Here is a 22,056-nt window from a genome sequence, read left to right as displayed (position 1 = left end):
TTTAAGCATGTTTTACCAATTCAAAACGTCTATCCACACACTGCGGAAGCTCATGCGGATAGTGGGTGACATAGATCAACGTTTTACCCGGCCGTGAACAGAACTGTTCTATTATCCGCGCAGCTCTCTTCTTATTACTGATATCAAGCCCGTGTAAAGGTTCATCCAATATGATCAGATCAGGATCTTTTACAAAAGCACGAGCCAACAACGCCAATCGCTGTTCACCCGATGACAATGTGAGGAAAGAACGGTCTTTTAATGTCTCGATCCCAAACACACGCATCCAGTCCAATGCTATCGCCTGTTGTTCGGCAGTACATTTACGATATAATCCGATCGAGTCAAAGAAACCTGAACCTACAATGTTCAATGTCGGAACATTCTCCATATAGAACAAATGCATCTCCGGAGAAACATAGCCTATCCGTTTCTTTATATCCCAGATACTCTCCCCTGATCCCCGTTTCCGGTCAAACAAATATAATGTATTTGCATAAGATTGAGGATTATCGGCATAAATTAAACTTAATAAAGTTGATTTTCCCGCCCCATTCGGCCCAAACAAAGCCCATTTCTCTCCATTCTTCACTTCCCAGTCGAGCTCTTTCAGAATAGTCCGCTTTCCATATTTTATAGAAACATGCTCCATCCGGAACGTAACGTCATGGGTTGAGGATACCTTTTCCGATGCAGGTAACGGGATATCGGATGAGTGATCCGGGAAAAGCCGGGTAAGCAAACCTGTATGTGCAATAAAGTCCGCACGCGTTTCCGGAGGAAAACAGATCCGGTCATGTACAGGTAAAACATGCGTAATCATTTCCGGTATATCATCCGGATTAGACAGGAGTAAAATGACCTGTACATTTTCCAGTTTCGTCATTTGCTGCAACAAATCTATCAGGACATCTCTTGAAGAGGCATCCAGACCGATAAACGGATTATCCAGTATCAATATCCGCGGCCGGGTCAACAACGAACGTACGATCAGAAACTTACGAAGTTCACCGCTGGATAAAAATATCAACCGTTTAGGAAGTAAATCTTCTATTCCGAAAAAAGAAAGTATCTGGCTCAGGTTCTCCGTTCCGGCATACTCTTTCAGTATTTCTTCAATGGTCGGAACCTCATCCGTTTCCGTTGAATGCCAACGTTGCTGATAATATGTATTCCGGCAATCCGCCAACGAATAAATATCTTTAAACGCGATACTTTTCACCAGGTTACTGACTTTATCATCATACCCGAAAGTTATTTCACCTTCTTTCAATGCAAACTTACGTTGCATCATATCAGCAATCAAGGTTTTCCCTGAACCGTTAGGGCCGACTACAGCCCATTGTTCCCCTTCTTTGACCGACCAGTTAAACGGTTCTGCAAAACGAAGCTCCGGCAAGCGGGTAACGACGTTACACAAATCAACTATTATATTATTCCCTTTCATCTTCTTTTATTTGTACGCCCAAAGGTAAACAGTTTCTTTATAAAACTTAAACATATCCACTAGAAAGAAGAAGGGATCACTCATCCCGAGCAATCCCTTATTATATATACAGGCGTGGTATGTCTATAAAATTCTTACAAATTAGTTATTATAATGCCTGTAATTTCCCTACTCAACTTAATAATTTTCAACCAATATATATTATTGTATTATATCCTGCTTACATTTAATTCAGTTAGAACAGACTACCAGCCCCATGAGACAAAAATAATAAAATAAAACAAAATAACAATAAAAACAATTGATTTTTACACAAATAACATCATTTTACTATCAATCAAAAAGCATTATTGAATTTATCCGGATTTTATCTCTAGTTTAAAACAGAATATCTATCTTTGGATCTTTAATTATTTTATCTTAAAATCCAATAACATGAAACGATTATTTTATTTCTCAATTCTTTTGCTGGGCATTATTAGTACCCTGAGTGTTTCTGCAGCCGACAAGAACAAATGGCAACCGCTTTTCGGCACAAACTTATCCGATGCCAGCTACAACCCGGAAATCTGGAGCATGACGGATGGTGTACTTGCCGCTGTGCAGGACGAGTCGATATGGACTAAAACCGAATATGAAAACTTTGAACTGGATCTGGATTTCAAAACAGACGTAGGCACAAACAGTGGCGTTGTTATTTATTGTACCGATACAAAAGACTGGATTCCTAACTCGGTGGAAATCCAGATAGCAGACGACCATTGTGAAAAGTGGGGAAACGGCAAACCTTTTGAAAAATGCGGTGCTATCTATGGTCACCTGGGTGCCAAACAGGATAAAGTGGTAAAGAAACCCGGAGAATGGAACCATATGCGTATCAGATGTGCCGGACAACATATCACAGTTATTCTCAATGGTAAAAAAGTGACTGAAATGGATATGAGTAAATGGACTTCGGGCACAGTAAACCCGGATGGCAGCGAAATCCCCAGCTGGTTACCCAAACCTTTTGCTGAATTACCGACTAAAGGTTATATCGGACTACAGGGAAAGCATGGCGATTCACTGATCTGGTTCCGCAATGTAAAAGTAAGAAGCTTATAATAAAAAGAAAGAGGAAAGCCTTCAGGACTTTCCTCTTTTTATATTTAAGAAACTTTTGTGCCTCTACCTAAATGAATTTCTGAAGCTTGCGTGATAATAACTTCTTTCACTCCCGCATCGATAGCCTGGAACGAATTTTCGAGTTTCGGAATCATTCCGCCTTGTATAATACCTTGCTCCACCAATTGTTTGAAAGCAATACGATCTATCTCCGGTATAACGCTTTCATCGTCGTTTTCGTCTCTCAATACCCCTTTCTTCTCAAAACAAAAGACCAGTGTCACATCGAAATGCTTAGCCAATGCTTTAGCCGCCTCTCCAGCAATCGTATCTGCATTGGTATTCAACATATGCCCCTGTTTATCATGCGTAAGCGGAGCCAATACCGGAACAATACCCTGATGGATAAGGGATGCGAGTAAATCGGCATTCACCTCTTTTACATCTCCGACAAAACCATAATCCACTTCCGCTACCGGTCGTTTATCGGAACGCATCAGGTTCATATCGGCGCCTGTCAATCCTAAAGCGTTCACATTTAAAGCCTGTAAACCAGCTACAATATTTTTATTAACCAGGCCGCCATACACCATAGTGACCACTTTCAGTGTTTCAGCATCTGTCACCCTGCGTCCGTTAACCATTTTACTTTCGATACCCAACTGGCTTGCCAATTTAGTTGCCGAACGTCCGCCACCGTGTACCAGCGCTTTAAATCCTTCTATCTGAGAGAAATCACGAAGCAAACTTTGCAAAGTTTCTTCTTCTTCCACGATCTTTCCACCGACTTTAATCAGCGTAAGCTTTTCTTTCTTCATATTTGATAAAATATTTTTGCGCCAAAGGTACTAAAAAAGAAAAGATTTACATACTTTTGCATCATCCAACGCGGTAGTAGCTCAGTTGGTAGAGCATTAGCTTCCCAAGCTAAGGGTCGTGGGTTCGAGTCCCATTTACCGCTCCTGAAAATCAGACAGTTATCTTTAAGATGATTGCCTGATTTTTTTTTTTTACTATGGTTTTAACAGGGTTTTAAGCATGTCATGTAAACCAAGATGTAAACCAGAAATTACATCATGAATGCCTCAATTTCAGTAGTTTGCTACACATCTAAAACATTATCTAATGGTGAAAATCCATTGATGTTGCAAATAAACAAAGACGGAAAGCGGAAATACAAGAGCTTGGGTCTATCAGTCAACCCCAAGTATTGGGATTTCTCAAAAAACAAACTTAAACCTGCTTGTCCCAATTATGAACATATACAGAAGATCATATTAGAGAAGCAAACAGAAGTTCAGAAACAAATCATTGAACTAAATTCTGAACAGAAAGATTATACACCTGAGACACTTCTTAATAAACAATCCTTTAAAGTCCAGACCGTAAAAGAATTTTATGAAGAACTTATTTCCTATTATGAAAGTATAGACAAAAGAGGGAACAGGCACGTATACAAAAGTTCTTACAACTCTTTAATAGCATTTACAAAAGGGAAGCTTAATATTCTATTCAGCGATATAGATATCAATTGGCTCAAGCAATATGAAAAATGGTTGCGTTCTAAAAAGAATAAAGAGACAACTATTAGTCTAATGTTTAGAACTTTAAGAAGCACCTACAATAAAGCTATCGAAGCCAAATGCGTCAACAAGAATTATTATCCATTTAATGAGTTCAAAACTAGCAAATTCGATGTTTCAACGAAGAAAAGAGCAATATCGAAAGCGGATATTCTTAAAATAATGGAGCTAGATTTATCCAAAGAGCGAGAATATATAAAATTCAGCAGGGATATTTTTACATTTAGTTACTTATGTGGTGGAATAAATTTTACTGATATTGCCAATTTACAACCATCAAACATTATAAACGAAAGGTTAGACTATATCAGGCAAAAAACAGGAAAGCGAATCAATATCCAACTTAAAACAGAAGCAGCTGAAATTATCCAACTATATTCACGTGGAGATAATTACCTTTTTCCCATATTGGATAAAAACGTTCATAAAACAGCGACTCAAAAGGAAAACAGAATACATAAGGTTCTAGGAAAGATGGACAAATGTTTGAAGAAAATAGGTAAGATTGCTGGACTTGAAACAAATTTGACAACCTATGTGGCCAGACATTCATTTGCCAGTGTCTTAAAAAAGTCAGGAGTAAACATAGCCTTAATAAGTGAGGCATTAGGACACTCAGACTTAGCCACTACTCAAATTTACTTAGATGACTTTGATAATGATCAGATGGATGATGCCATGAAGAACCTACTTTAAATAAAAATAATCTCATTTGCAGCAATGCAAGTGAGATTATTTTTTACTTTTACATACATAAACTGAATAACAATGGCTACTAATACAACACTCATTCCAATAATTCTACCAGACTTTAGACGAGTTGAACCGTTAATGATAAAATACTATGGTTTCAACCGATATATGTTGCGCCATGAAGTAGATGCATTACATCAAGCACATAAATATAAACTGGATGATTTCACAGATGGTAAAGACTTATCACCATATAAAATAGAAAGCTCCCTGATGCATGAACCTATTGGAGCGACAGCATTTGATGTTGAACGATATACTCCCAAAGAGAAAGATGAATTTATAAACCATCAAGCTGTCATATTTGATTCCAATTCTACATTATACATATCCGTTTCCAATGATAAGCTAGTAGACAATATACTAACACTTGCTGATAATTTCGGTTTAATGCAGGACATTAACGATGATGTAATGTATGTACTTTTATGGATGGCTGCTATTTATGATAAATATAAACATAATCGTTTCGTACATTCTGACGATATTGAAAACAGCTATGGTTCGTTAGCCTATGCCAAATACGTGCGTCCTGAAATGCTACAATTGTATGAATTTCTAAAAACAAGTAAATTAACCAATCTGCAAATCAAAAGTCCCAATGGCTCTGTTACAATACCCAATTCGGAAGCATGGTTCACAATCCTGCTAGAGGACTATCTAGATATATACCTAGGAGTAAATGATCTGGAAGAAGCACAAAATGAACTTAAATTCACCTATGGTAAAAAGTCTGGTAGAAAGTTTGATGATCCTGCTTTCAACATTATGACGATGGGCACATTCAATATACTGCAACATTCCAGTATAGCCTCAACCAAAGCAGGTACAATCACAAATCAGCAATGTGAGTTCATTCTTGAATACCTTGATATATTGGACTTTTTCAAAAATGATGACAAGAAAAATGATATGAACTACATACGTTCCATTATATCTATAATGAAGAAACAAAACTTTACTCCAAAATGGGACTATCTGCTTAACTTCACACTTAAACGCTCACCTAATAATCCAACAGAAAGTTACTATTGGTAATTTTCTAATACGCAAAACCATTTAAAGGATTAAACCACAACCACATAAAGAATACCCCATCAAGTTGCGTTTATTGTTTATACCACAGGTCTCGCCAGGATTTTATATTTGCAGTGTAATCAAGAATGAGAGGCCTCAAGTTTACAGTTACAAACAGTAATAACAATTTAAAAGATTAAAATTATGAAATCAGTAAACGAATTGAAAGCAGTAGTAAGAAAAGAAGAAAGCGTATTAAACCAATTAGTAAAAAGAGGTGCAGATTCTTCGGTTATCGAAGCACAGAAAAAAGCTGTTGAAAGTGTAGAAGTCGAACTTGAAGTAGCTCAAAATACAACTCCAGAAAAGGCTATCAGGTCAACGGCAACAGCTGATTATGTTACTTTTAAAGTGGTAAATAGCGAGACAAAAGAGATTACAGAAGAATCTAAAAAAATCGCTTTTGTAAAACATAACAGACCTGTTGATACAAAGCGAGTTGATAAATACATTTATATCATTGCACAAGGAAAGTATGAAGAAGCATATCCCATCATTGTTGCAGAAGCTGATAAAGTTCTTGAGAACAACTACATGGTTGTTGACGTAAATGGAAAAGTAATCAACGAGACAGAAGCAGCAGAGTATTACGTTATTTTGGATGGACAACATAGAGGTACTGCGTTTGCAAAACTTGCTGCAATCGGTGAAGAAATCAAAATTCCTAATGTCCATATCCGCAATAAGGAAAATATAGGTGAGTATTTAGTGGACATCAACGAAGCCGCTAAAAGTTGGGATAGTAAAGATAAATTTGCAGTTGCTGGTATGACAACAGAGGATCAAGCCTTTGTTACTATTTCGGAAAAGATAGGCGAAGGCTTCAATCCTTCAACGGCAGCATTGATTTACTTAGGCAAAAAACTTTCAATGACAATATTAAACAAAGTATTAAAAGGAGAAAACGCTTTATTCCCTAAAGGTGCGGAATTTAAAAAGGAACGTGGAGATAAATTCATCACCCTTTGCAAAGCAGCAGGAATGGAAGTTTCACAAATTACAAAACGCTATTATATTGAAGGTTTCAACTCATTCGCAGCCGCCACAAATGATGACACTGCTTTCGGAGCATTGAAAGAGATCGGAAGATTAGATGATAGCTTGGGAAGAATCAAGGCAGTGAAAGAAGGGAACGCATTTATTCAACTTTTAAAAGAAGTTGCTTAAATGTAAGGCGAAGCGCTTGTTGAGCTTTATTTATTCAATGGTTTGGAGGCTTACCCAAGTAAGGGTGAAACCTCCAGCTTTTAAAATCCAGAGTAATAGCGGAAGATACTTCTATTCTTTTTTCTTGGTACACGTTGGAATACGATCTAAGAAAATTAGAGTGTAAAACATGCTTTCAGTTTAAAAATTATACTTTTGGGATAAATTTAGAGAGTGGGTATATAAATGAGAAATTTTTATATAAAAAACCACCCCCTAAGATTTCAAATAAAAAGAAACATTTAACACAGGTTTATTTTGTTATGCAAACAGTGAATATAAAAATATGTGCAGAAGAATGGCTTATAGACGCTTTGAAAAGAGAAAGATATAAAAATATTCCTTCTAATGTTATTCTTGATAAGACCTTGCCAGGTTTAGGGGCTACATACACAGAACTACATTCAAACCGTAATTCTATCATAATAGAACCTAATGTTCCTGTTATACTTGATAAAGCAAAAGATAATTTGAAATGGCTTGCTGTATGGGAGAATTGTAAATCAAGAGACATTGAGAAATATTTGCAAAAACCATATAAAGAGAAAAAACTACTTTGTACTCCAGAGGGATTTTCTAAAATCAAAAAGGCTGCTAATAAAGTTGGTGTGAACATATATGAGGATTACTTCTGCTTAATGGATGAATGTGAGAAATTTATTCAAGATGTAGATTATAGAAAGCGAATAACACAACCTGTAAATGACTTTTTCCGATTTAAAAATAAAGCTATGGTTTCCGCAACACCCCTCGCAATGCGGCATCCAGAGTTAGAATTCCAAAACTTTCGTTTAGTGAAGTTTATTCCTGATTTTGATTACAAAGTTGATTTAAATTTGATTATTACAAACAACTATGATAAGATTGTTCGTGAACAGTTTGAACAATACCACAATAGTGAATGTGTATGTATATTTCTTAACTCAACTACAGGGATCAATCGTATTATCAATACATTAGGAATTGATGGAGAAACAAAGGTCTTTTGTTCTCAAAAGAGTGTAGCGAAACTTAATGATTGCGGTTTTTCTAATGTAAATGAGAATATGAGTTATCCGTTTGCCAAATATAATTTTTTCACCTGTCGCTTTTATTCAGCAGTTGATATACTCTTACCCGTAAAACCGGATATCTTATTACTAACAAACTTGGATGAAGCTAATTACACAATGATTGATCCATTAACAGAAGCAATCCAAATACAGGGACGTTTTCGGAATATCTTTGAAGATGGGTACAGATTTAATTCATTCACACATATCACTACTGTAGATGAAAATATAGAACCAATGGATGAAGAAACTATAAAAACTGTCTTAGAGCAACATGAAGAAACTTACAATTCTTTAAAACAGAGAGAAGAGCAAGCTATAAATAAATTTGTAAAGCAAGCTATTTCGAGAGATAAAAACGCAGTCAAATATGCAGAGTTATTAGATGAAGAAGGGAATGTCAATTATTTCTCTGTGGATAACTTTTATAATGAAGAAAGAGTAAAAAGATATTATCAATCTGTGGAATTACTGATACAAGCATATAATGACGCACAATTATTTAATGTCAATTATATATCAAGAATAGAAGCATTTAATCAGAAAGACCTATTATTTCTTAGACAATCTAAGAAAGAGATTGATAAGCGTCGTATGATTGTATCGCTATTAAATGATTTAGATAAGGCAAAACAAGAAAACCCCACATTAGACGATACTTCTATTATGGAATTAATCAATGAACAAGAAGATGCAGAATTAATGATACGCGCTTATCGTAAATTAGGAAAACAGAGACTTGATGAAATCGGCTATACAAAAAGTAGTATTGCAAAAGCTATTAAGCAATATGATGAAAGCTATTGTTTCAGTCTCCCTGTAGTTAGTACTATACGAACTGAATTTGATCCAATTCTTAATATTTCAATATCAAAGGGCATTATACGGGATAAACTTCAAGTTATCTACAACAAGTTTGATATTGGAATATCTGTAAAGCTAAATACAATTGAAAAATATTATAATGCAACACCGACAAACTCAACACAACCACCCAGATATACTCTAAAACAATTCCGTCCAGAGGTGGTACAAAATTGGATGTTGCCTATAATAGAACAAAAACAATAGAAAAAATACCACCATTGAATAAATTGCGTTAAAGATAGTCTCATTTACCAATAATGATATTTACAATTATTCAACGATACCATTTAAAGAAGAAATAGCCAACTTGATCCGGCGTGTTCTCTTTATATGGTCTGATCCCTTATATAAAAACAAAATGGATACCCTGATTTCTCAAAGCATCCATTACACACAATTATGAATAAGCCGAATCAATTCGGAATATATTTCATTTAAACATACACAAAGTTACCTATTCCAGAAGCCAAAAGAAAATAAATCCTCTTCAATCTGGATTATGAATGTAAAAGATACTTACAGCTTTAAAATTAGCCTCAACCCTTAACTCATATATGTTATACGCGCTAGAGTGCTGTATCAACTAAATCCCCCGTAACCCATCATTAGAAAAATGAAATTGTTTCGCACAGTGTAGCACACAAAAACGGTTTCTATCTCTCAGGTATCACCAGTGTTTATTGGTATTGATATTATCTTTTAGAAGAAAGAGATCTTTAACCTAATTCATTTTGATACAGTTAGCTATTTATCAGGCTTTCTTCATTTACATGGTTTGATACTTGGTATACAGGCTATATAAAATTGAAGAAACACACTTTCACGCAAATACAAATTCAAAAATTATACTACAATGGAAGAAAAATTAAAAGTCTGTGAGGTGAAACTTACTTACAAATCAAAGATTAAAGTCTCTGAAAGGGAACAAGTACAATCATCTGAAAAAGCATATAAACTACTATTATCAGTATTCGATACAGAAACAATACAGTACAGAGAGAGTTTAAAAATGCTTTTATTGAACAGAGCGAACAAGGTCTTAGGTATTTGTTCTATTTCAGAAGGTGGAACAAATGAAACATCTGCTGACTTACATCTTATTATGCAAGCTGCAATATTAGGAAACGCTTTTGGTATTATACTTGCTCATAATCATCCGTCTGGTCATTTAAAACCAAGTCTAGCAGATGACCAATTGACGCAAAGAGTGAAAGAAGTCACAAAACTTCTGGATATTCATCTACATGACCATCTTATCATAACAGATGAATCATATTACAGTTATGCAGATGAAGGACACATTATTTAGAAGGGAGGGTATATGTCAATGGTGTATCTTATTCTGATGGCATTAGGTATATACTTAGCTGCCGTTGTTTTTACTCCTTTAGTTCCAGTGTTCCTGATTCTATTGGTAATTTATGAATCCATGAAAAGATTTAGACACGATTAAGATCAAAAAGAATGTTCACTTATTATAGAAGTGAATGTTCTTTTGATTTTCAATCAGTTACCATTTAAAGAGAAAAACAAAGACGCAAAAACAATCACTTTTATTGATAATCAATTAAAACTGAATATTATGAGTTTGAAATATAGTTCTACAACTGCGGATTATATGCAATGGGATGAAATGACGAATCTGGTTAGACGATTGAGTAAAGACGGAGATTATAAGATGTCATTACTTATTGCTGTTGGTTGTTTCTGGGGTTTGAGGATTTCTGATATTTTATCGTTACACTGGGAGACTATTCTTTACATGGATGAATTTACCGTACTGGAAAAGAAAACAGGAAAGACGAGAACGATCCGTATTAATCCTCAACTTAAGAGACATATTGCAGAATGTTACGAACAAATAAAACCTGTCAGTGTCAAGTCTCCAATTTTGGTAAGCCAGAAAGGCACAACATTCTCTATACAGCGGATAAATGTACTGTTGAAAGAGATCAAAGCCAGATACAAGTTAAAGGTTCAGAATTTCAGTTGTCACAGTTTGCGAAAAACATTTGGCAGGCAGGTGCACAATCAAAATTCAGAAAATGCAGAGTTGGCTTTAGTTAAGTTGATGGAATTGTTTAATCATTCCAGTGTAGCGATCACAAAGCGGTATTTAGGATTGAGACAGGAAGAAATATTGCAGGCTTATGATAGTCTATCCTTTTAAATGGAAAATATTTCTCTCTCAACCATTAAAAAGCAAAATGCTTTTCGTACATTTGTGGCAATCTCATGCGCCTAAAGCGATAGGAAGGTATGAGAGGACATACGTTTAACGAAAGGTGTTATTGAAATTATCTTCTATTGACAAATTCTCGCAAAATTTGAAAGTAGTATGAAGATGATAGCAATAGCACCCGCATCATTTGTATTAAACTTACCTGTGAGGGTAACTTATATACGAAACTGGTGTGGGTTGCTGTTGCTTTATCCATACTACAGGCAATGCGAGAAGCCAGTCAATAGGATAAAGCAAATACAGTTCCCACACCTTTTATTTTTTAATCTTTCCAGAGGGAACAGGGAAGGTAAAATTATATGTTATGAATGCACAAACAAATGCTTTACTTAGTCAGATCGTAAGTATCTGTAACCGATTCAAAATTCCATATATGCCAATGGAAAGTAATGTAACAGATTGTAGTACATTGCCATTTACTTGTTCATATATGAAAATCTTTTATTTTCAAAACACACAATTAGGACATAAAGACTTACATTTCTACTTGGATAAAGAAACTGATTACAAACTTATTGCAGTTCGTATAGTCAAACCTACAACAAAAATGTTTGAAATGATGGAGAAATTAGGTCAATTCTATGGTATGTCTTACAAAAAGATTGAGAAAGATCCTTTAGAATACGATCATTATTTTATTTATTTCTAATACAATACTAAAATGAAGAAAATATTATTGTTTATGTGCATTCTATGCACTATGAGTAGTTGTGGAAGTGATGACCCTGTGATTGACGATCCGATTAATCCAGAGCAACCAGAAAATCCAAATGAACCAGACATTCAAATGAAACGAATTAAGTCAATGACTGTTTACTATCCTGGCGATGATTATCTAACAGAGCAAACATTATCTTATGATGATAAAGGTAGAATTAACAAGATTGAAACCTATATCAGTGATAGTTACAGTGATAATTTCATTACTTCTATCAGTTATGATAATAATCAGATAGTAAGTATTACTAAAAACAATTGTAAACATTCAAATCCAACAGATTGGAATTGTGATTATGGAGGACATTCTTGTTCTTATAATGTACAAAATACAATGAATAATCAGGGATTGATTTCTGAAGTTGCATATTTTTATAAGGACATAACGACTAATGAACAGGATCAAGTAGATGAAGGTTCTTTTAGTTATAAAAATGGATATTTAGATAGTTCTAATTTTGACGGAGATAACGTCAAGTATGTTTATGCAAATAATGATTTAATTAGTTTCATCTACAATTATTCAGATGGTTATAGCAGTACTAATTACATTTCATATACAAAATATGAAAATAAGCTAGGAATATCACCACTTCTTCTAACAGAAGATTATCGCTTCATAGATATGGATATAGAAGCTGATTATTATACGTTTGGAATTTTCTTTGGTTATTATAGTGGATGGTATGGAAAGGCATCTAAGTATTTAGAGAAAAAAGTAGGAAGTTGCCACTTTGAATATGAATTTGATAAAGATGATTATCCAGTAAAAATTGTAAGTAAAGATTTTGATGAGAATGGTCTATATGACGAAGATAGTGATGAGTCATTTACAGTCAATATTGTATATCAAGAATAACCCAGAAAGACACGGATTTGAATATAGCCATACAACTTATTTAAATTCGTGTCTTACTTTTCTTCTTTAAATGGTATAATATTATAATATAGACAATTAACTAATTTATTAATCAATCTTGACTTACAGAAGCATGTAAACCAACATGTAAACCAGAAAATAAAACAAGAAGAAAAGTTTCTTTCAAAGATAACGTAAGCGGTTGTAGCTCAGTTGGCAGCAGACGAAAGCGAAGCTTTTGGCTGTCGTGGAGAGCATTAGCTTCCCAAGCTAAGGGTCACGAGTTCGAGTCTCGCTTACCGCTCACTCTATTCAAGGTATTACCTGAAAAAGGTAATACCTTTATTTTTATCCCTCAAAAGAGAATTTTGTATTATATTATATGATACAATAGCCACATTATACATAAAACACCCACCCCCTGAAACTTATTTGTTCGCATCTATCGACGAATAGTCTTGATTGATGAAAACATTTCATTTAAAATGTGTGTTAATCCTATATTATTCCTACTTTTGCGAGTATTAACTAATATTAAAAAGAAAAAGAAGAATTACCATGTTGACAGTGATGATTTTTGTTTTTTTAGTCGGATATCTATGTATTGCTTTAGAGCATCCGCTGAAAGTAAACAAAGCCGGAACAGCCCTACTCACCGGGACAATACTTTGGGTGTTATACACATTCGCGGCTCCTGATCTTATCCCATCTGCTTCTGCCGAAGCTTTTAAAGAATTTCTGGACTCGCATCCGGCTATAGCCGCGTTGCCTTTCGTGGAACAATGTACCCGTTTTGTAGTCGAACATCAGGTACTGGACAGTATCGGAGAAATTGCAGAGACTTTGATCTTCCTGATCGGAGCAATGATCACCGTTGAACTGATCGATGCACACGGAGGGTTCATGTTCATTACCAATCGCATCAAAACCAACCAAAAGAAAAAGCTATTATTGTTAGTAGCCTGTATCACATTCTTCATGTCAGCCATACTCGATAACCTGACGACTTCAATCGTTATGGTTATGCTTATGCGGAAATTATTAGGTAATTACAAAGAACGTTGGGTATTTGGCAGTGTTATCATTATTGCAGCCAATAGCGGTGGTGCCTGGTCTCCTATCGGTGACGTTACTACTATCATGCTATGGGTAAGAGGAAATATATCCACTTCTTCGACTATACCTCATCTGATCCTACCGAGCTTGGTATCAGCAGCTGTTCCGGTATTGATTATGATGCGTTTTCTACATGGAAAGGTAACCCCTCCCGATGCATTTACTTACAATGATAATGATGAACTACTCAAAGAATTAAAGAATAAAGAAAAGCTATCCATCTTAATCCTTGGCGTATTCTGTCTTGTGTTTGTACCTATATTTAAAACAATCACTCACCTGCCTCCGTTTATGGGTATCTTAATGGGAGTCGGTATTTTGTGGGTATATACAGAATTAATGTATAAGCGGAATATCGTGAACGAAGATATAAAACTCCGTTTATCAAAGATAGTCCGCCGGATAGACGGGGCTACATTATTATTTTTCCTCGGGATATTACTGGCAGTCGATGCTTTGCGTTGCAGCGGTGTTTTAACAAGTTTTGCCCTCTGGCTGGATGACACTGTCGGTAACGTATATGCTGTAAACATGATTATCGGTACTTTATCATCCATCGTCGATAACGTACCTCTGGTAGCCGGAGCTATCGGTATGTATCCGGTGGCAACAGAAGCTATGATTGCAACAGCTGCCGACCCCGTTTATATGTCCCATTTCGTACAGGATGGCGTTTTCTGGCAATTCCTGGCTTACTGTGCCGGAGTAGGCGGCAGTATGCTGATCATCGGATCTGCTGCCGGAGTTGTCGTGATGGGACTGGAACGCATCAATTTCATTTGGTATCTCAAAAATATTTCGTTACTTGCACTCCTTGGATATCTGGCAGGGGCCGGAGTCTATATTATCCAGAATGTAGTACTGGGATTATAATCAAAAGGAGGATACAATTATGCTATGGGATTTCATACTTAGACTGTTTATTGCAGGTGTCCTGGGGGCCGTAGTCGGACTTGACCGGGAATACAGGGCTAAAGAAGCCGGTTACCGCACGCATTTCCTGGTTTCACTGGGTAGTGCGCTCATCATGATCGTGTCGCAGTATGGCTTCCAGCAGGTTATCCTGGAAAACAGTGTCTCACTCGACCCGAGCCGCGTTGCCGCACAGGTAGTAAGTGGCATCGGCTTCATCGGTGCAGGAACCATCATCATACAAAAACAGTTTGTACGAGGACTGACAACGGCTGCCGGGATTTGGGCTACTGCCGGAATCGGTTTGGCTATCGGAGCAGGGATGTATGGTATCGGAGTGGCGGCAACAATACTGACTCTGATCGGTCTGGAATTATTGAGCTTTATCTTTAAAAGCCTTGGAATGAAAAGTTCAATGATCGTATTTTCGACCGATGAAAAAGACATTATACAAAAGGTTACCCGGGAACTGAACGATAGAGGCTATATGCTCGTCTCCTATCAAATGGAAAAAGTCAGCCATTCGAACGCCGACACTTACGTTGTTACAATAGTTATAAAGGCAAAGAAAAGTACGGATGACAACAAATTACTCCTGTTTATGGAAGAATTTCCCGAAATAACAGTAGAGAGAATTGAATAGAATGACTGAAACGGGGACAAGTTTTACTATATTTGTCCCCGTAATTATTTTATAACAAATACACATGAACATAATTTCTAAACTTTTCAAGAAAGAGAAAGAAGAAACAGAAGCATCGTCAAAAGGCTCCGTTGAAGAATTCGTTTCTCTGATCCGCGTTTATTATCAGGCAGTCATGGCTGTACAACTAGGTATAACCAACATCAATATGCTGTCGGACATGGCGCTTTTCAAACGGATGTTGAAGATCCCTACACAAAATAACAAACCGGGTATTGCCGAGAAATCACGTGTCCGCAAGATATTGATGCAAGACTATGGCATGAAAGAAAGCTTCTTTAAAGAGATTGAAGCGTCAGTGAAAAAGAACTGCAAATCGCAGAACGATATCAAATCGTACTTCTTCCTGTTCCAGGGCTTCTGCAACGACCTGTTCTCTTTGCTGGATAATCTGATGCAGTGGAAGTTCCGCTTCTCCATGCTGGTAAAAAAGTTGTTATACAATCAGACCGCAAAAACAATCCATGAGATCGTAACACGTTCAGAGTGGAAAGAGGTAAGCGTACAAAAAACAGCATGGAGCATCCGTAAATATAAAGAAACACTCGGTTACTCGGAAGAATGGATGACTGATTTTGTTTATAATGTAGTCCTTCTTGCCAAGGAAGATGCAAAGAACCAACGCAAGAAAGATAAATAAAACACTGCCGACATGAAGTATCTTTTTCTAGAATATCCGAAATGCAGCACTTGCCGGAATGCCAAAAAGTGGCTGGATGAGCACAAGGTGGCTTATGACGACCGTCATATAATAGACCAGAATCCCTCGGCGGAAGAACTGGCTGAATGGATCGGACGAAGCAAACTTCCTCTGAAGAGCTTCTTTAATACAAGCGGTCTGGTTTATAAAGCAATGCAACTTAAAGACAAGCTTCCTTCAATGAGTGATAAGGAACAGATCGAGTTACTGGCTTCCGACGGTAAACTGATCAAACGTCCTTTATTGATCAGTGAAGATCAGGTGCTGGTTGGTTTTAAGGTCAGTGAATGGGAAGAATCGGTAAAAGACAAATAATCATCTTATTAATTCACTTTTCGAATGGAGAATCTGACATATCAACCAAGTGCGGAGCATGTTGCTGCCTGCGGACTCTATTGCGGAGCCTGCCGTAAGTTTGTAAAAGGCCAATGTCCGGGATGCAAAGCAAATACAAAAGCGGAATGGTGTAAAATACGGTCGTGTAATATCGAACATAATTATAAGAGTTGTGCAGACTGCACGATCAGTTCTATCGACGAATGCAAAAAGTTCAACAATTTCATAGGCAAAGTCTTTGCCGTCCTGTTCCGTTCGGATCGTCCGGCATGTATAAGAAGGATACAAGCAATCGGATATGATGCTTTTGCCGAAGAAATGCATAGTAAGAAACAACAGACAATTAAAAGATAAATAACAGAAAGCCAATGGTATCAGAATTACATCCGCTGGGATTCTTTCTCCCCGAACAGACTAAATTACTTATGTTGGGTAGTTTTCCCCCTCCTATGCAACGCTGGTCGATGAATTTCTATTACCCGAATATCCAGAACGATATGTGGCGTATCCTGGGATTGTTGTTCTATAATAACAAAGAATACTTTCTCGAAACCAAAAAGGCTTTTAGTGAAGAAAAAGCCAGAGCATTCTGCCGGGAGAAAGGGATCGGGATCGGAGATACGGCTGTCGAGATCATCCGTCTGAAGAATAATGCTTCCGATAATTTTCTGCAAGTAATCAAACCGATCAATACCGAAGAAGTTCTGTCGCAGATACCGGATTGTAAAGCGATTGTCGTAACCGGCCAGAAGGCGATGGACACACTTCTGTCTGTCCTCCCTCCTACCGAGGAACCCAAAGTCGGTTCATATTCAACCTTCACTCTATTAGACCGGACATTCAGATTATACCGTATGCCCTCCTCCTCCCGCGCCTATCCCAAACCGCTGGATGAGAAAGCGGCGGTTTACAGAGGGATGTTTGAAGGGTTGGGGATGTTATAAAATAAGTCCATCGGCTTATAGTCGATGGACTTATTTCTCATTTTACTTTTGAGTACTGTATCATAGAAAAACCACACGGAGAAAGAGTCAGATCCATCTGGCTCTTTTTAGAATTAATCTCCGTCTTTTTAGGGACAATCCGGTTTCTATCATTACTCACATTTGCTACATTGATATCATCTGCTTCAAGAGTCCAAACATTCTTCACAAAATATCCGTCAGGTACATTTACTTTTACCTTCTGTCCTTTTTCATGTGAACGGTTTATCAGAGTTATATTTATATTTCCTTCTTTTGTTAAAACTGCTGCTCCATCAATAAACTTTAATTCCTGCATTTCCTCATTTACATCGCGATTAATATCACCCTCAACTTTCAATTTACTTAAAGGTAAAGACAATCCGGAACCATTAATTTCCATATCTATCTTTTTCCCTATCATATAATGCCGGTATAATTCAAACACAAAATAAACAGGTGTTTTGTAAGCATCATCATCCCCGACAGTTTTAATTAAGCCATGACCATTTACAGGGAAGATATAATTTGCCATTCCAACCGCAGGACTTTGCCTGATGAATACATTCAACATTCCAGCCACTGTCGCTACATCAAACAACCGCCTGCTATCTTTTCTGGTAAAACCAAACTTCACACCATCATAAACGGCATGTCTGTTATTCCATTCATCAATACTGAATCGTATCGGACAGTCTGTTCTTCTTAGTCGTTGGTTTTCTTTTCCCAGACGCTCCGCACTTTTCTTTATATTGGCTTCAACCTTTGCCGGAGCAAATATAGTATATGCCGGGTCCATTAAAACATTCTCTTTTATTTGTGCCCCCATATAATAATGTAATGTAAGGAAATCGATCAATGCACCGTTTTTAGAGAGGACAGTATCATTCCAACCATATAAATGTCCTACTCCCAACAACTTCAAATCAGGATAAAGACTACGGATTGTTTTAGCCCACTGATACAATTTATCTGAATAAACTTCAGCTGTTTCCGCCTTATGTACCCCATAAGGGCCATAATTTTCATTACCTATACACCAATATTTCACATTATATGGTCGCTGATGCCCATTTTGCACCCGTTTCATTCCATAAGCCGTATTGGCTGAACCATTGACATATTCAAGCCAGTTCAACGCATCTCCAAGGGAACCTGCATATTTAGGATTATTACTCATATTGAAATTAATATATGGCACAGTTCCTATTCTTTTACACCATTGAAGGAATTCATCTGTTCCGAATATGTTTGTATCCTGTCCACCCCAACAAATACAATCAACTGTCGGTCGACTTTCTTTCGGACCGATCCCATTCTCCCAATTATACTCATGTATATAAGTACCGGCCGGCCAACGAACAATTGGCATATTAAGTGGTTTCAATAGATCATTTACAACAGGATGTTCAGTACCATCCCCTCTGATCAGTCCCCCATAAATCACACTATCGTTACAATCCTCCAGCATCTGCCCATAAATCATGGGATCAATATCATCCAGCTGATCCGGAATTGAAATACTAACTACACTCTGCCCTGATATAAAAGAGGTGAAACAGAATAACGACATACACAAAACAACAAATAAACTTCTTTTTACTTTCATATTTCTAATCTTAAACTATTCAACATTTTTAAATTGTCTGATCTCCCCCAGCCGACCAACCAGAAAAGAGACCAGGATATAACTCGTTAGATAAGCTGCACCGATATAAATAAAGATCGGTAAGTAGGAATAAACGCCAACGGTCACTCCTATTATTTTCTGAGACACAACACTTGTTATCCCCCCTAACGTTCCCCCTATCCCCGTGATAGTAGCCTGCACACTTTTAGGATATATTTCGGAAGGTATCGTTATATTTGCCCATAACCCATGAGCAAGCATTATTCCGGAAATCAAACCGACAGCAACAAACGGGGTAGCACCGGAAAACAAAAGATAGCATAACACCGGAATAATTAAAGAAGCTACAAGCATAACCGTCTTTCTGGCCTTATTTAATGACCAGTTATATTTATCAATCAGAAATTTGGGGAACATGCCCCCTAATATCGTTCCTATTCCCATCGCAGTATAAGGTAGCCACGCCGTTACACCTAACTCTGTTAAAGAAAAGCCTTGTACATCCTGCAAATATTTAGGAATCCAGAACAATAGGAAATAAGTCACCGGATCAATAAAAACACGTGCGGAAAAGCATCCCCAGGTTGCTTTTCTCGACAGCAATTGTTTCAGGCTAACCTTAGTTTGTGTATCAAATGTCGTAGATTCATCATTCGATAAAATCAACTCCTTCTCCTCTTTCGAGATATGAGGATGTTTCTGCGGCAAATGATAATATTTAAGCCAAAAGAACAACCAGATAAACCCTAGGAAACCTGTTGCCAGAAAAGAAATACGCCACCCGAAATGAAACGCCAAAAAAGAAACAATCGGTACAGCCAACGCAGCTCCAATAGCCGTTCCAGCATTAAACAATCCAATAGCCAACGCACGCTCCTTCAAAGGAAACCATTCACTACAGGCTTTAACTCCCGCTGGGAAATTAGCAGACTCAGTAATGCCCAACAAAAAACGAACGACCGCAAATTGAGTTATAGAACCGGCAAATGCATGCAACATACTGACCAACGACCATCCTCCGGCAAAAATAGCAAAGCCTTTCCGAGTGCCGATGCGATCGATTATCCGCCCACTACATGCATACATCAAAGTATAACTAAAGACAAATACTGCTGTGATATTTGCATAATCAGCATCCGTCCAATGAAGCTCTTTTTGTATGGTAGAAGCCAAAATCGCCAATGTATTTCTGTCCAGACAATTCAACCCGGAAACCAGACATAATAATAAAGCAATTCTCCAACGAACTGTTTTTGTTCCTATAATCGTATTTTCCATCTCTTTCTTCTATTTTTGGAATGGATTATAGTGACCTGCATTTTTCCCATCACTATTTACACGATTCAGGATCAAACCTTTATCCACTATATTTTCCTGATTTTCATTCAACAGAAACTGCTTTTGACTAACAAGTTCCCGTCTTAATTCTGCCGTATCAATTTCACGCGTAGTGATATTCCTTTTTGCAACTAAAGCCGCAGCAGTTCCGGCCCCTTGCCCCATAGCCATGCAGGTAGCCATTACCCTTATAGAACCAAATGCCGTATGAGTTACTGAAATACAACGACCTGCCACTAATAAATTATCAAGTCCGATCGGTAATAAGCAACGATATGGTATCTCATAAACCACTTTTCCGGAACCGGTAAAAATCTGCTGTTTGCCATGAGGGGGATGAATATCTATCGCAAAAGTGCCGCAAGCAATCCCATCACAGAAAGTAGAGCCATTCAATATATCAGTCTCCGATAAAGTATAGTCACCTTCTATATGGCGGGTTTCCCGAATACCGACTTGTATTCCCGAATCAATAATAAAAGAGTTGTTAAATCCTCCAATATGTTTTTTGAGGAAATGAAACACCTGAATAACTTGTTTACGAAGAACCACTTCTGCACGTGTTAAATCTTCCGTATCAGTGCCATCGATATTCTGTAATCGTGTAGTATTCACAGAAAATTGTCCATACGGCAACTCATACATCAAAATCCGGGGAGCGACTTCGTCATCCAGTTCTCCCGTATCCACAGCCATCTTTACAATCTCATTCAAACCTAAAAAGGCAATTGCCTTCTGGCTATCTATCTCTTCATCTGTCGGATCATCTTTCAATAAATTACGATTATCTTTCATCCACTGGCGCAATTCTACATTATTCACCCCTCCTATCCTGAAATAAAGGGTTACGGGCTGCATAGCTCCATCTTCTTTTCTACCGGCCACATAACCGGCACCGGCACTCACGGCTACATCTGCATCCGCCGAACAGTCAATAATATAACGAGGACAAATAGCCTGTCTGCCCGACTTACTTTCAATGATGACAGCATTAGCACTTCCTTCTTCCACCTGCGTATCAACAACCAGAGTATGCAAGAGGATACGAACTCCGGCCTCTTCCAACATTTTAAAAAGAAGGACTTTACAGCCTTCCGGATCAAAAGGAGTCATCGAAGCATTATCAAATGTCATATCCGTAACATGCCCCGCAGAAACACCCTCCTTAACCATACGGGCGGCAAACTCACCGGCAATCCCGTTAATAACTTGCCTACCGTTTATATCATGAAACGTAAACATCGGATTAACCATCGCTACAGTCATATTACCACCGACAAAACCGTATTTTTCTACCAACAAAGTATCAGCTCCCATTCGTGCCGAAGCAATAGCCGCCCCAATACCCGCGGGCCCTGAACCGACAACCAAAACATCCGGTGTAGCTATTACTTTTGTCTCTCTCTCTTTCTCTATTATTTGTTTCATTTTGCACATAGTTATTTTGTCCGG

Annotated in this window: 20 protein-coding genes and 2 tRNA genes; 17 read left to right on the top strand and 5 right to left on the bottom strand. The window is 37.4% G+C overall.

Features of this window, described 5'->3' with window-relative positions; all coding sequences use genetic code 11:
• Nucleotide 1: 1 nt before the first annotated feature.
• Nucleotides 2–1,447, bottom strand: coding sequence for an ATP-binding cassette domain-containing protein (locus tag HMPREF1536_RS25770; protein WP_028727437.1), 1,446 nt, complete (start codon nt 1,445–1,447; stop codon nt 2–4).
• 435 nt (nt 1,448–1,882) lie between these two features.
• Here HMPREF1536_RS25770 and HMPREF1536_RS25765 point away from each other — a divergent pair, with 435 nt between their 5' ends.
• Nucleotides 1,883–2,551: a 3-keto-disaccharide hydrolase gene (locus tag HMPREF1536_RS25765; RefSeq protein ID WP_028727436.1), complete on the top strand. Its 669-nt coding sequence runs from the start codon at nt 1,883–1,885 to the stop codon at nt 2,549–2,551.
• 44 nt (nt 2,552–2,595) lie between these two features.
• On the opposite strand, the gene argB is transcribed toward HMPREF1536_RS25765, so the two are convergent.
• Nucleotides 2,596–3,369: an acetylglutamate kinase gene (gene argB / locus HMPREF1536_RS25760; protein WP_028727435.1), complete on the bottom strand. Its 774-nt coding sequence runs from the start codon at nt 3,367–3,369 to the stop codon at nt 2,596–2,598.
• Nucleotides 3,370–3,439: 70 nt separating this feature from the next.
• Between argB and HMPREF1536_RS25755 the strand changes: the two genes are divergently transcribed.
• The 16 genes from HMPREF1536_RS25755 to HMPREF1536_RS25685 all read left to right on the top strand — a co-directional run bounded on the left by HMPREF1536_RS25755 (nt 3,440) and on the right by HMPREF1536_RS25685 (nt 17,618).
• Nucleotides 3,440–3,512, top strand: a tRNA-Gly gene (locus HMPREF1536_RS25755).
• 115 nt (nt 3,513–3,627) lie between these two features.
• Nucleotides 3,628–4,830, top strand: coding sequence for a site-specific integrase (locus tag HMPREF1536_RS25750; protein ID WP_028727434.1), 1,203 nt, complete (start codon nt 3,628–3,630; stop codon nt 4,828–4,830).
• A gap of 72 nt (nt 4,831–4,902) precedes the next feature.
• Nucleotides 4,903–5,925, top strand: a complete 1,023-nt coding sequence (locus HMPREF1536_RS25745) for a hypothetical protein (RefSeq protein ID WP_028727433.1) — start codon at nt 4,903–4,905, stop codon at nt 5,923–5,925.
• Between the two features lie 183 nt (nt 5,926–6,108).
• Nucleotides 6,109–7,131 (top strand): hypothetical protein, encoded by a 1,023-nt coding sequence (locus HMPREF1536_RS25740; RefSeq protein WP_028727432.1) that lies wholly within the window; start codon nt 6,109–6,111, stop codon nt 7,129–7,131.
• Between the two features lie 302 nt (nt 7,132–7,433).
• Nucleotides 7,434–9,293 carry a hypothetical protein gene (locus HMPREF1536_RS25735; RefSeq protein WP_028727431.1) on the top strand — a complete coding sequence of 620 codons (1,860 nt, stop codon included), beginning with the start codon at nt 7,434–7,436 and terminating at the stop codon, nt 9,291–9,293.
• A gap of 649 nt (nt 9,294–9,942) precedes the next feature.
• Nucleotides 9,943–10,398, top strand: coding sequence for a JAB domain-containing protein (locus tag HMPREF1536_RS25730; protein WP_028727430.1), 456 nt, complete (start codon nt 9,943–9,945; stop codon nt 10,396–10,398).
• Between the two features lie 273 nt (nt 10,399–10,671).
• The gene (locus HMPREF1536_RS25725; protein ID WP_028727429.1) at nt 10,672–11,259 is read left to right on the top strand and encodes a tyrosine-type recombinase/integrase; all 588 of its coding nucleotides are present in this window, start codon (nt 10,672–10,674) and stop codon (nt 11,257–11,259) included.
• Between the two features lie 376 nt (nt 11,260–11,635).
• Nucleotides 11,636–11,980: a hypothetical protein gene (locus HMPREF1536_RS28030; RefSeq protein WP_010802518.1), complete on the top strand. Its 345-nt coding sequence runs from the start codon at nt 11,636–11,638 to the stop codon at nt 11,978–11,980.
• Between the two features lie 12 nt (nt 11,981–11,992).
• A complete protein-coding gene (locus HMPREF1536_RS25715; protein ID WP_028727427.1) occupies nt 11,993–12,907 on the top strand; it encodes a hypothetical protein in 915 nt (304 codons plus the stop codon).
• A 198-nt stretch (nt 12,908–13,105) separates the two neighbouring features.
• Nucleotides 13,106–13,211: transfer RNA gene (locus HMPREF1536_RS27780), tRNA-Gly, on the top strand.
• Between the two features lie 254 nt (nt 13,212–13,465).
• Entirely contained in the window at nt 13,466–14,896 is a 1,431-nt protein-coding gene (nhaD, locus tag HMPREF1536_RS25710) for a sodium:proton antiporter NhaD (RefSeq protein WP_028727426.1), read from the top strand.
• A 19-nt stretch (nt 14,897–14,915) separates the two neighbouring features.
• Nucleotides 14,916–15,578 (top strand): MgtC/SapB family protein, encoded by a 663-nt coding sequence (locus HMPREF1536_RS25705; protein WP_028727425.1) that lies wholly within the window; start codon nt 14,916–14,918, stop codon nt 15,576–15,578.
• Nucleotides 15,579–15,642: 64 nt separating this feature from the next.
• Nucleotides 15,643–16,278, top strand: coding sequence for a hypothetical protein (locus HMPREF1536_RS25700; RefSeq protein ID WP_028727424.1), 636 nt, complete (start codon nt 15,643–15,645; stop codon nt 16,276–16,278).
• 12 nt (nt 16,279–16,290) lie between these two features.
• On the top strand, nt 16,291–16,653 hold the full coding sequence (locus tag HMPREF1536_RS25695) for an arsenate reductase family protein (RefSeq protein ID WP_028727423.1): 363 nt from the start codon (nt 16,291–16,293) through the stop codon (nt 16,651–16,653).
• Between the two features lie 24 nt (nt 16,654–16,677).
• On the top strand, nt 16,678–17,028 hold the full coding sequence (locus HMPREF1536_RS25690) for a DUF3795 domain-containing protein (protein WP_044191978.1): 351 nt from the start codon (nt 16,678–16,680) through the stop codon (nt 17,026–17,028).
• Between the two features lie 14 nt (nt 17,029–17,042).
• Entirely contained in the window at nt 17,043–17,618 is a 576-nt protein-coding gene (locus HMPREF1536_RS25685; RefSeq protein ID WP_028727421.1) for a uracil-DNA glycosylase family protein, read from the top strand.
• A gap of 37 nt (nt 17,619–17,655) precedes the next feature.
• Here the strand turns inward: HMPREF1536_RS25685 and HMPREF1536_RS26835 are convergent, their stop codons facing one another.
• Genes HMPREF1536_RS26835 through HMPREF1536_RS25670 form a run of 3 tightly spaced genes read right to left on the bottom strand, consistent with a single transcriptional unit; the run spans nt 17,656 to nt 22,032 of the window.
• Nucleotides 17,656–19,245, bottom strand: coding sequence for an alpha-L-arabinofuranosidase C-terminal domain-containing protein (locus HMPREF1536_RS26835; RefSeq protein ID WP_081693300.1), 1,590 nt, complete (start codon nt 19,243–19,245; stop codon nt 17,656–17,658).
• A 15-nt stretch (nt 19,246–19,260) separates the two neighbouring features.
• Nucleotides 19,261–20,544, bottom strand: coding sequence for an MFS transporter (locus HMPREF1536_RS25675; RefSeq protein WP_028727419.1), 1,284 nt, complete (start codon nt 20,542–20,544; stop codon nt 19,261–19,263).
• 9 nt (nt 20,545–20,553) lie between these two features.
• A complete protein-coding gene (locus HMPREF1536_RS25670) occupies nt 20,554–22,032 on the bottom strand; it encodes an FAD-dependent oxidoreductase (RefSeq protein WP_046148680.1) in 1,479 nt (492 codons plus the stop codon).
• Between the last annotated feature and the right edge of the window lie 24 nt (nt 22,033–22,056).

It is taken from the genome of Parabacteroides gordonii MS-1 = DSM 23371 (genome assembly GCF_000969825.1).
In the GTDB taxonomy this organism is placed as follows: domain Bacteria; phylum Bacteroidota; class Bacteroidia; order Bacteroidales; family Tannerellaceae; genus Parabacteroides; species Parabacteroides gordonii.
The sequence above is the reverse complement of the archived record's forward strand: the minus strand, read 5'-3'. Positions and strand labels throughout refer to the sequence as shown.

What these genes read in the sequence shown, in the direction of transcription:
- HMPREF1536_RS25770 (WP_028727437.1), bottom strand. Translation starts at nt 1,447, where the DNA reads ATGAAAGGGAATAATATAATAGTTGATTTGTGTAACGTCGTTACCCGC.
- HMPREF1536_RS25765 (WP_028727436.1), top strand. Translation starts at nt 1,883, where the DNA reads ATGAAACGATTATTTTATTTCTCAATTCTTTTGCTGGGCATTATTAGT.
- argB (WP_028727435.1), bottom strand. Translation starts at nt 3,369, where the DNA reads ATGAAGAAAGAAAAGCTTACGCTGATTAAAGTCGGTGGAAAGATCGTG.
- HMPREF1536_RS25750 (WP_028727434.1), top strand. Translation starts at nt 3,628, where the DNA reads ATGAATGCCTCAATTTCAGTAGTTTGCTACACATCTAAAACATTATCT.
- HMPREF1536_RS25745 (WP_028727433.1), top strand. Translation starts at nt 4,903, where the DNA reads ATGGCTACTAATACAACACTCATTCCAATAATTCTACCAGACTTTAGA.
- HMPREF1536_RS25740 (WP_028727432.1), top strand. Translation starts at nt 6,109, where the DNA reads ATGAAATCAGTAAACGAATTGAAAGCAGTAGTAAGAAAAGAAGAAAGC.
- HMPREF1536_RS25735 (WP_028727431.1), top strand. Translation starts at nt 7,434, where the DNA reads ATGCAAACAGTGAATATAAAAATATGTGCAGAAGAATGGCTTATAGAC.
- HMPREF1536_RS25730 (WP_028727430.1), top strand. Translation starts at nt 9,943, where the DNA reads ATGGAAGAAAAATTAAAAGTCTGTGAGGTGAAACTTACTTACAAATCA.
- HMPREF1536_RS25725 (WP_028727429.1), top strand. Translation starts at nt 10,672, where the DNA reads ATGAGTTTGAAATATAGTTCTACAACTGCGGATTATATGCAATGGGAT.
- HMPREF1536_RS28030 (WP_010802518.1), top strand. Translation starts at nt 11,636, where the DNA reads ATGAATGCACAAACAAATGCTTTACTTAGTCAGATCGTAAGTATCTGT.
- HMPREF1536_RS25715 (WP_028727427.1), top strand. Translation starts at nt 11,993, where the DNA reads ATGAAGAAAATATTATTGTTTATGTGCATTCTATGCACTATGAGTAGT.
- nhaD (WP_028727426.1), top strand. Translation starts at nt 13,466, where the DNA reads ATGTTGACAGTGATGATTTTTGTTTTTTTAGTCGGATATCTATGTATT.
- HMPREF1536_RS25705 (WP_028727425.1), top strand. Translation starts at nt 14,916, where the DNA reads ATGCTATGGGATTTCATACTTAGACTGTTTATTGCAGGTGTCCTGGGG.
- HMPREF1536_RS25700 (WP_028727424.1), top strand. Translation starts at nt 15,643, where the DNA reads ATGAACATAATTTCTAAACTTTTCAAGAAAGAGAAAGAAGAAACAGAA.
- HMPREF1536_RS25695 (WP_028727423.1), top strand. Translation starts at nt 16,291, where the DNA reads ATGAAGTATCTTTTTCTAGAATATCCGAAATGCAGCACTTGCCGGAAT.
- HMPREF1536_RS25690 (WP_044191978.1), top strand. Translation starts at nt 16,678, where the DNA reads ATGGAGAATCTGACATATCAACCAAGTGCGGAGCATGTTGCTGCCTGC.
- HMPREF1536_RS25685 (WP_028727421.1), top strand. Translation starts at nt 17,043, where the DNA reads ATGGTATCAGAATTACATCCGCTGGGATTCTTTCTCCCCGAACAGACT.
- HMPREF1536_RS26835 (WP_081693300.1), bottom strand. Translation starts at nt 19,245, where the DNA reads ATGAAAGTAAAAAGAAGTTTATTTGTTGTTTTGTGTATGTCGTTATTC.
- HMPREF1536_RS25675 (WP_028727419.1), bottom strand. Translation starts at nt 20,544, where the DNA reads ATGGAAAATACGATTATAGGAACAAAAACAGTTCGTTGGAGAATTGCT.
- HMPREF1536_RS25670 (WP_046148680.1), bottom strand. Translation starts at nt 22,032, where the DNA reads ATGAAACAAATAATAGAGAAAGAGAGAGAGACAAAAGTAATAGCTACA.